At 70.9% G+C, this 8,728-nt stretch carries 7 protein-coding genes; 6 read left to right on the forward strand and 1 reads right to left on the reverse strand.

Translation table 11 applies throughout. The features are described 5' to 3' along the window. Positions 1-239: 239 nt before the first annotated feature. From glpX to GH736_RS12495, 4 genes are all read left to right on the forward strand, one after another. A complete protein-coding gene (gene glpX, locus GH736_RS12480) occupies positions 240-1,241 on the forward strand; it encodes a class II fructose-bisphosphatase (RefSeq protein ID WP_159603718.1) in 1,002 nt (333 codons plus the stop codon). Between the two features lie 46 nt (positions 1,242-1,287). Then, entirely contained in the window at positions 1,288-2,709 is a 1,422-nt protein-coding gene (locus GH736_RS12485; protein WP_203230753.1) for an MFS transporter, read from the forward strand. Positions 2,710-2,777: 68 nt separating this feature from the next. Beyond that, positions 2,778-3,170, forward strand: a complete 393-nt coding sequence (locus GH736_RS12490) for a VOC family protein (protein ID WP_159603722.1) — start codon at positions 2,778-2,780, stop codon at positions 3,168-3,170. A 66-nt stretch (positions 3,171-3,236) separates the two neighbouring features. After that, on the forward strand, positions 3,237-4,079 hold the full coding sequence (locus tag GH736_RS12495) for a serine hydrolase (RefSeq protein WP_159603724.1): 843 nt from the start codon (positions 3,237-3,239) through the stop codon (positions 4,077-4,079). A 28-nt stretch (positions 4,080-4,107) separates the two neighbouring features. On the opposite strand, the gene GH736_RS12500 is transcribed toward GH736_RS12495, so the two are convergent. Then, positions 4,108-5,454 (reverse strand): M20/M25/M40 family metallo-hydrolase, encoded by a 1,347-nt coding sequence (locus GH736_RS12500; RefSeq protein WP_235934135.1) that lies wholly within the window; start codon positions 5,452-5,454, stop codon positions 4,108-4,110. A 345-nt stretch (positions 5,455-5,799) separates the two neighbouring features. On the opposite strand from GH736_RS12500, the gene GH736_RS12505 reads away from it, so the two are divergent. Together GH736_RS12505 and GH736_RS12510 are read left to right on the forward strand one after the other, a co-directional pair. Continuing rightward, positions 5,800-7,593, forward strand: a complete 1,794-nt coding sequence (locus tag GH736_RS12505) for an ABC transporter substrate-binding protein (RefSeq protein WP_159603728.1) — start codon at positions 5,800-5,802, stop codon at positions 7,591-7,593. A gap of 4 nt (positions 7,594-7,597) precedes the next feature. Then, positions 7,598-8,635 carry an ABC transporter permease gene (locus GH736_RS12510; protein WP_159603730.1) on the forward strand — a complete coding sequence of 346 codons (1,038 nt, stop codon included), beginning with the start codon at positions 7,598-7,600 and terminating at the stop codon, positions 8,633-8,635. Positions 8,636-8,728 lie beyond the last annotated feature (93 nt).

Below are 8,728 nucleotides of genomic sequence, written 5' to 3' on the forward strand. Positions count from 1 at the left end.
ACGCGGATGCCCAGCTCGCGATCACGAGCGGCAAGGCGATCGCCTCGCTGCTCACCAAGCCCAGCGCCGGATACGTGGCGAAGACGACCAACGACGGCAAGACGTTCGAGGTCGTCGAGGAGCCCGAATCCATCACGGCGACGACCGCGGATCCCTAGGCTTGGAGCGCGGGCGTCACCCTGCCCGCGCGACGGCCGCGATCGCCGGGGCCGATGACACAGCGTCCGGGAGGACCCTCCATGGTGAGCACCGATACGGCAACCCTGTTCCTGCACCCCGACCGCAACATCGCGCTCGAACTGGTGCGAGCGACCGAGGCGGCCGCGATCCGCTCGTCCCCGTGGATCGGACGCGGCGACAAGCTCGCTGCCGACGGGGCCGCCGTCGACGCGATGCGCGCCTTCCTCGGCACCGTGAACTTCGACGGCGTCGTCGTCATCGGCGAGGGCGAGAAGGACGCGGCGCCCATGCTCTTCAACGGCGAGCGGGTGGGCAACGGCCGGGGGCCCGCCTGCGACATCGCGGTCGACCCGATCGACGGCACCTCGCTCACGGCCGCGGGCCGCCAGAACGCGCTCTCGGTCATCGCCGTGGCCGACCGGGGCACGATGCTCGACGCGTCATCCGTCTTCTACATGGACAAGATCGTGACGGATGCCTCAGGCATCGGCGTCGTCGACATCCGCAAGCCCATCGGCGAGAACCTGCGCGCGCTCGCCGCGGCGAAGGGCAAGGAGGTCGGCGAGCTCCGCGTGGCCGTGCTCAACCGCCCGCGCCACGAGCAGCTCATCGCCGACATCCGCGCGGCCGGCGCCGGCACCCGGCTGATCAGCGACGGCGACGTCGCCGGCGGCATCAACGCCGCCCGGTACGAGTCCCGCATCGACATGTGCGTCGGCATCGGCGGCAGCCCCGAGGGCATCACCACGGCGTGCGCGATCAAGGCGCTCGGCGGCTTCATGCAGGGCAAGCTCGCGCCCAAGGACGACGCCGAGCGGGCCCGCGGCGAGGCGGCAGGACTCGACTGCGACCACGTCTACGAGCTCGACGAACTCGTGCGCGGCGACAACACCTTCTTCGTCGCGACCGGCGTGACCGACGGTGAGCTCGTCGACGGCGTGCGGCGCAAGGGGCCGATCATCCGCACCGAGAGCATCGTCCTGCGAGGGCGGTCCGGCACGATCCGTCGCATCGTCGCCGACCACCTCGTGGAGAAATGGCTCGACAAGACCGACCGCTGACCGGATGCCGCGGGCGGATGTCCGCGGCGCACGCGAGAATGAGTCGATGACCACCGACGCGACCACGCTGCCGCGCGCCCTCCGCCCGTTCTCGTCGGGCCAGTACCGCCTGCTCGTCGCCGCCCTCGCCGCGTCGCTGCTGTCGGCCGGAGCGTGGCTCGTCGCCTCCGTGTGGCAGGTCGTCGAGCTCGGCGGTTCGCCCATCGACCTGTCGTACGTGGCGGTCGGCTCGAGCCTGGGCCTGGTGGTCGCGGTGCTCATCGGCGGCGTTGCGGCCGACCGCATCCCGCAGCGGCGCATCCTCATCGTCGTCGAGATCGTCCGCGGGCTCGCGTTCGCGGTCGCCGCGGTGCTCGCCGCGACCGGCGTGATCGAGGTGTGGCACATCGCGGTGCTCTCGTTCGTGCTCGGCCTCGCCGACGGCTTCTTCTACCCGGCGTACTCCGCGTGGCTGCCGGCGATCCTGCCGGCCGGGCAGCTGCTGGCGGCGAACGGCATCGAGGGCGTGCTGCGCCCCGCGGTGATGCAGGCGGCCGGCCCCGCGCTCGCGAGCCTGCTCATCGCGGTGCAGGCGCCGTGGCTGGCGTTCGCGGCCGTCGCCGTGCTGCAGGTGGTCGCCGCGATCGTGCTCGCCGTGATGCGCACGACCCCCGTGCGCCGCGACCTCGACGAGGTGAAGGTGCATCCCGTGCGCCAGTCGTTCATCGACCTGCGCGACGGGTTCGCCTACCTGCTGCGCACGCGGTGGCTGTTCGCCACGCTCGTCTTCTCGATCATCCTGGTCTTCCTCATCATGGGGCCGATCGAGGTGCTGCTGCCGTTCGCCGTGAAAGACCAGACCGGCGGGGGCGCCGGCGCGTTCGCCCTCGCGCTCGGCGCGTTCGGTCTGGGTGGCGCGGTGGGCTCGTTGACCGTCGCCTCGCTGCGCCTTCCGCGCCGCTACCTCACGCTCATGATCCTGGCGTGGGGCGTCGGCTGCGTGCCGCTCGCGATCATCGGGCTCACCTCGTGGCTGTGGGTCATGGTGATCGCCCTGTTCATCGTCGGCGTGCTGTTCGACGGCGCCCAGGTCGTCTGGGGCACGCTGCTGCAGCGGCGCGTGCCGCCCTCGATGCTGGGCCGGGTCTCGAGCCTCGACTTCTTCGTCTCGCTCGCGCTCATGCCCATCTCGATGGCGGTGGCCGGTCCCGTCGGCGAGGCGATCGGGCTCGCGCCGGCGTTCCTGATCGCCGGGCTGGTGCCGCCGTTCCTCGCGTTCGCGACGCTCGCGCTCGCCCGCCTGAAGGACGACGAGCTGGCGCATCCGCTCGACGGGCACGCCGACGTCGACGCGGTCGCCGGCGCCGAGGCGGCGGCCGGATTCGAGGCGCCCGTCGACGAACGGCATCCGGTGGCCGAACCGTATCCGCTGGCCGAGCCGCACTCGCTTGCGGAGCCGCCTCGCCGCGTCGATCCCGAACCGGGCTGACCGCCGCACGAGGGCTCGACCTGCGGCCACGCGCGTGCGAGTCTGGTCGCGAGCGAAGGAGGGGCCGCATGGTCACCGTTCGAGATGCATTCCCGGGGTTCAGCGTCGACGACATCGCCGCGGCGCGGGAGTTCTACGGCACGAAACTGGGGCTGCCGATCGAGGACGACGCGATGGGCGCCCTCCAGATCGTCCTGCCGTCGAGCCAGCGCGTGTTCGTCTACCCGAAGCCGAACCACGAGCCGGCGACGTTCACGATCCTGAACCTCATGGTCGACGACATCGATCGGGCGGTCGACGAACTCAACGAGGCCGGCGTCGAGACGAAGATCTACACGGCACCCGACGACTTCGGCACCGACGAGCGCGGCATCGCCCGGGGGAGCGCGACAAGCCAGGGGCCCGACATCGCGTGGTTCCGCGACCCTGCGGGCAACGTGCTCAGCGTCCTCGTCGGCTGATCTCGGGCCGCCGTCGCGCCCGGCGTCTCGATGGTAGCGTCGCCCGGGAACCGAAGGAGGACCCGGATGACGATCGAGGCGGGCACGAGGCTGGCAGACGCGTTCGGCGCGCACGACGAGGGGCTGCACGGGGTGTCGTGGTCGGCCGCGGTCGTCGACGTCGATCGCGGCGTGACGCTGCTCGAACGGGATGCCCACCGCGTGCAGCGCACCGCGAGCATCGGCAAGCTCTTCCTCCTGGTGGAGGTCGCCAGGCAGGCCGAGGCGGGCGAACTCGACCTCGACGAGCTGGTGCGCCGGCGACCCGACGAGTTCGTCGCCGACTCGGGCGTCTGGTATCGGCTTCGCACCGACGAGCTGTCGATCCACGACGCGTGCGCCCTCATCGGCGCGGTCAGCGACAACCTCGCGACCAACGTGCTCGTCCGTCGCCTCGGGATCGAGCGGATCGCCGAGACCTCCCGGTCGCTCGGCTTTCACGACTCCGCGCTGCTCGATCGGGTGCGGGAGGAGCGGGGGCCCGAGCACCCGCCCACGCTGTCCCGCGGCAGCGCCCGCGAGCTCGTCGACCTCGCGGCCCGACTCGAGCGCGGGGAGCTCGTCTCGCCCGGCGTCTGTCGGATGGTCGTCGACTGGCTCGCGCTCGACACCGACCTCTCGATGGTCGCATCGGCGTTCGGGCTCGACCCGCTCGCGCACACGGAGACCGATCGCGGCATCCGGCTCTGGAACAAGACCGGCACCATCAGCACGGCGCGCATCGACGTCGGCGTGGCCGCGTCCACGCAGGGACGCATCGCCTGGGCGGTCCTCGCCGATTGGGAGGGCGCCACGACCGATCCGCGCGACGCCGTGCTCAGCCGGATGCGGGTCGTCGGCGACGAGGTGCGGGCGCTCCTGGGCGGCTGACCGCTCAGCGTGCGGCTCGCACGCCGCGTCAGACGCTCGTCAGGAAGTCGTCGAGGATGCGGCGGCCCTCCTCCAGCGCGGCGACGGGAACGCGCTCGTCCACGCCGTGCGCTCCCGACGGCTGTCGACCCTCGGGATCGGGGCCGAGCGGGGAGAACCCGTAGCCGTCGATGCCGAGCCGGGCGAACGCCTTCGCGTCGGTGCCGCCGCCCATGCAGAACGGGACGACCACCGCAGCGGCATCCGACCGCTGGATGGCCCCGCGTATCGCGTCGAACCAGTGGCCGTCCACGGGCGCCTCGACGGGGGGCTGGAACGAGGTGAACTCGAGCGCCACGCCGCCGGCGAGCTCGGTGAGCCGTTCGGCCATGCCCGTCTCGTACCCGGGCGGGCAGCGCACGTCGATCTCGGCCGCGGCCGCCGACGGGATGACGTTCACCTTGTAGCCGGCCTGCAGCATCGTCGGCGTCGACGTCGCCCGGATGGTGTGCCGGGCGAACTCCGCCGCACCGCCGAGCGCGGACAGGGCGGCCGTCACCCCGGCTTCGGTCTCGAGGTCGGCGGGGTGTCCGACCGCGTCGGACGCCTGGAGCAGGAACGCCCGCACGGTCGTGGAGAGATGCATCGGCCACTCATGACGACCGAACCGCTGCACGGCCTCCGCGACGGCGGCGACGGGGTTGTCGTCGGTGGGGCGGGAGCCGTGGCCGGCGGTGCCCTCGGCGCGGAGGCGCACGTGCATGGTGCCCCGCTCGGCCGTGGCCACCGGATACAGCCGCACCGTGTGCCCGTCCGCGTGGCGGACCTCGACGGGCGCGCCGCCGCTCTCGCTGATCCCGGCCTCGACGCCTGCGAACAGGTCGGGACGGTGATCGACGAGCCAGAGAGCGCCCTCGGCGCCGGTGTCCTCCTCGTCGGCGACGAAGGCGAACACGACGTCGCGACGCGGCCGCCGGCCCTGCCGTGCCCAGTCGAGGAGGCACGCGACCATCATCGCGACCATGTCCTTCATGTCCGTGGCGCCGCGACCCCAGACGTACCCGTCGCGGATCTCGCCGGCGAACGGGTCCACGGTCCAGTCCGCGGGCTCGGCCGGCACCACGTCGAGGTGGCCGTGCACGAGGAGCGCGGGGAGGGCCGGATCCGACCCGGGGACCCGGACCACGACGTTCGCGCGTTCCGGTCGAGGGCCGATCACCTCTGCGGCGTAGCCCGCATCGCGGAGCACTTCGGCGATCCATGCGGCGATGCGGTGCTCTCCGACGCTGCGGCCGCCGCCGTGGTTCGTGGTGTCGAAGCGGATGAGCCGCGCGCACAGCTGCGCGACATCGACGCCGTCGGGCGTCTCGACCACGTCGGAGGTCCCGTCGACCACCTCAGGTTTCGTAAAGGTTACGTTGCGCATGATTGCGTCCGTTCTACCAGAGATTCGGAGATAACCCTTGATTTTCTGGTCGCGGATGATGAAACTCAGACGCAGCGGAGATGATCCGCTACGTAAAACGCTCATCACGACCTGTGTTGCCACCGCCTCGCCCGCGATCTGGCCGAATTGACTCCCCGTCTTCGGGGTGATTGAGTCGGACGGCGCGACGGGGCGGCGGGTCCCTGAGCCCGCCCAATCCATGGCAGTCCGCGCGCCCTCGGGCGCGCCAGAACCCTGTGAGGTCCTGTGAACCAACAGCAATCGCGCTCCGACAGCACGGAACGGTCGCGCCGGATGGGACTGATCGCCATTCCGGCGATCGTCGCCGCACTGGCCGTCCCGCTCGTCACCGCGCCCGCCGCCAGCGCCCAGGAGGGCTCCGACCCGACCCTCCGCGTCGCCACCAGCAGCGACATCGACTCGCTCAACCCGTTCCTGGCGGTGCTCGCGTCGAGCACCAACCTCGTCGGCCTCACCTATGAGCGCCTGGTCGAGTGGGGCGCGGAGGACAACTCAGAGCAGCCCGGCATGGCGTCCGAGTGGTCCACCTCGCCCGACGGGCTGACCTGGGAGTACACGATCCCCGAAGGTCGCGAGTGGAGCGACGGCGAGCCCATCACCGCGGAGGACGCGGCCTGGACGTTCACCGCGATCATCGAGAACGAGGCGCTCCAGCAGGCCAACGGCGGCCTGGTGACGAACATCGAATCGGCGGTCGCGGTCGATGACGACACGCTCGAGATCCGGTTGAAGGAGCCCCAGGCGCCCAACCCCGGCGTCGACCTGCCCATCGTGCCCGCCCACATCTGGTCGGAGCTCGATGCGCCCGAGGAGTACGCCAACGACGAGGACGTCGTGGGCTCGGGCCCGTTCCTGATCTCCTCGTACGACGAGGGCCAGAGCGTCGAGCTCATCGCCAACGAGAAGTTCTGGCGAGGAGCCCCCACGATTCCCGGCATCCGGTACGTGTACTACAAGAACGGCGATGCGCAGGTCCAGGCGCTGAAGTCGGGCGAGGTCGACGTCGTCAGCGGCCTCACGCCGGCCCAGTACGAGGCGCTCGACGGAGCCGACGGCATCACCCTCAACGCCGGCGCCGGACGACGCTACTCGGCCCTCTCGCTGAACCCGGGTGCGAAGGACGCCACCGGTGCGCCGCTCGGCGACGGCAATCCCGCGCTGCAGGACCCCGCCGTTCGTCGTGCCATCGCCATGGCCATCGACAAGCAGACCATCGTCGACCGGGTGAAGCAGGGCTACGCGAAGATCGGCGCCACCGAGATCCCGCCCGTGTACCCGGCGTACTTCGGCATCGACGAGGACGCGGTCATCCCGTTCGACCCCGACGGCGCGAACGCGCTGCTCGACGAGGCCGGGTACGAGATGGGCGCCGACGGCATCCGCGTCGACAAGGCCGGCAACCCGCTCGAGTTCCGGATCATGGGCCGGTCGTCCAACCCGGCGCACGCGCAGACGGCCGAGTACCTGCAGCCGTGGCTGAAGGACATCGGCATCGCGACGAGCGTCGAGATGTTCTCGGACAACCAGGTCAACGACGACTCCACGCTCGGCAAGTACGATATGTACTTCACCGGCTGGGGCATCGGACCCGACCCCGACTTCCAGCTGTCGATCAACACCTGCTCGTCCTTCCCCAACGCGGACGGCTCCGGCGCGCTCTCGGAGAGCAACTGGTGCTCGCCCGAGTTCGACGAGCTCTTCACCGCCCAGCACACCGAGCTCGACCCCGAGCGCCGCGCCGAGCTGGTGAAGGAGGCGTGGGCCGTGAAGTACGACGACGCCGTCAACCTGGTGCTCTCCTACGACGACTCGCTGGAGGCCTACCGTTCCGACCGGTTCGAGGGCTTCACGAAGCAGCCGGCCGAGGGCGGCATCATCACCAACCAGAACGGCTACTGGGGCTTCTACGGCGCCACGCCAGTCGCCTCGGCGGAGACCGTCGGCAACGACACGGGTGCGCCGACGTGGCTCATCGTGTCGATCGTCGCGGCCGTCGTGGTCGTCGGCGGCGTGATCGTCCTCGTCTGGCGCCGCAAGCGCTCCGCCACCGCGGACGACCGAGCCTGATCAGATGACCGTCGCGCTCCAACCGGAGGACGCAGTCCGGGAGGCATCGGGGGACGAGACTCCCCGCGGTGCCTCCTGGCCGCGGTACGTCCTCGAGAAGGGCTCGGGCGCGGTCGTCAGCCTGCTGATGATCGTCGTGCTCGGCTTCTTCGCCTTCCGCATCCTCCCGGGCGACCCGGCGATCTCGCTCACGCGAGGTCGCCGGGTCAGCGCCGAACAGGTCGAGGTGCTTCGTCGTCAGTACGGCCTCGACCAGCCCCTCCTCGTGCAGTTCTGGAACTACCTGGTGGATCTCCTGCACGGAGACCTGGGCATCTCGTACACCTACAACGAACCGGTGTCGGAGCTGATCGGATCCCGGTTGGGGCCCACCCTCCTGCTCACGACGACCGCCGCCGCCATCTCGATCGTGCTCGGGCTGGTGCTCGGCCAGCGGGCCGCCTGGCGGAGAGGATCGGGCTTCGACCGCTCGCAGACAGCCGTCGCGCTCACGTTCTGGTCGGTGCCCACGTTCTGGCTCGGACTGCTCCTGCTGCTCGTCTTCGGCGGGCTCCTGCACTGGTTCCCCACCGGCGGGATGGTGACGCCGGGCAGTGATGCCACGGGCCTCGCCTGGGTGTGGGATGTCGCCCGGCACCTCGTCCTCCCCGTCCTGACGATGGTGGCGGTGGTGTACGCGCAGTACCTGCTGGTGATGCGCGCGTCGCTCCTCGAGGAGATGTCCGCTGACTACCTCGTCACGGCACGCGCCAAGGGACTCCGCGAAGACGACGTGCGCCGGCGGCACGCGGTGCCCAATGCCCTGCTGCCGACCGTCACGCTCATCTTCCTGACCGTGGGCGGCCTGGTGGGCGGCGCGGTCACGGTCGAGACGGTCTACTCGTGGCCCGGCCTCGGCTACCTGACGTACCAGGCGCTCGGAACCCCCGACCTGCCCCTGCTGCAGGGCACGTTCGTCGTCTTCTCGACGATCGTCGTGCTCACGAACTTCGCCGCCGACCTGCTCTACCGGGTCCTCGACCCGAGGCTGAAGGAATCATGACCACCGACCTCGTACCGGCGCCGACCGCGACCGACGCATCGCGCGACCCGCGCGCGCCGCGCACTCCGCGCACTCCGCGCGGCACCCGTCGCG

The organism is Agromyces humi (assembly GCF_009720255.1).
Taxonomy (GTDB): domain Bacteria; phylum Actinomycetota; class Actinomycetes; order Actinomycetales; family Microbacteriaceae; genus Agromyces; species Agromyces humi.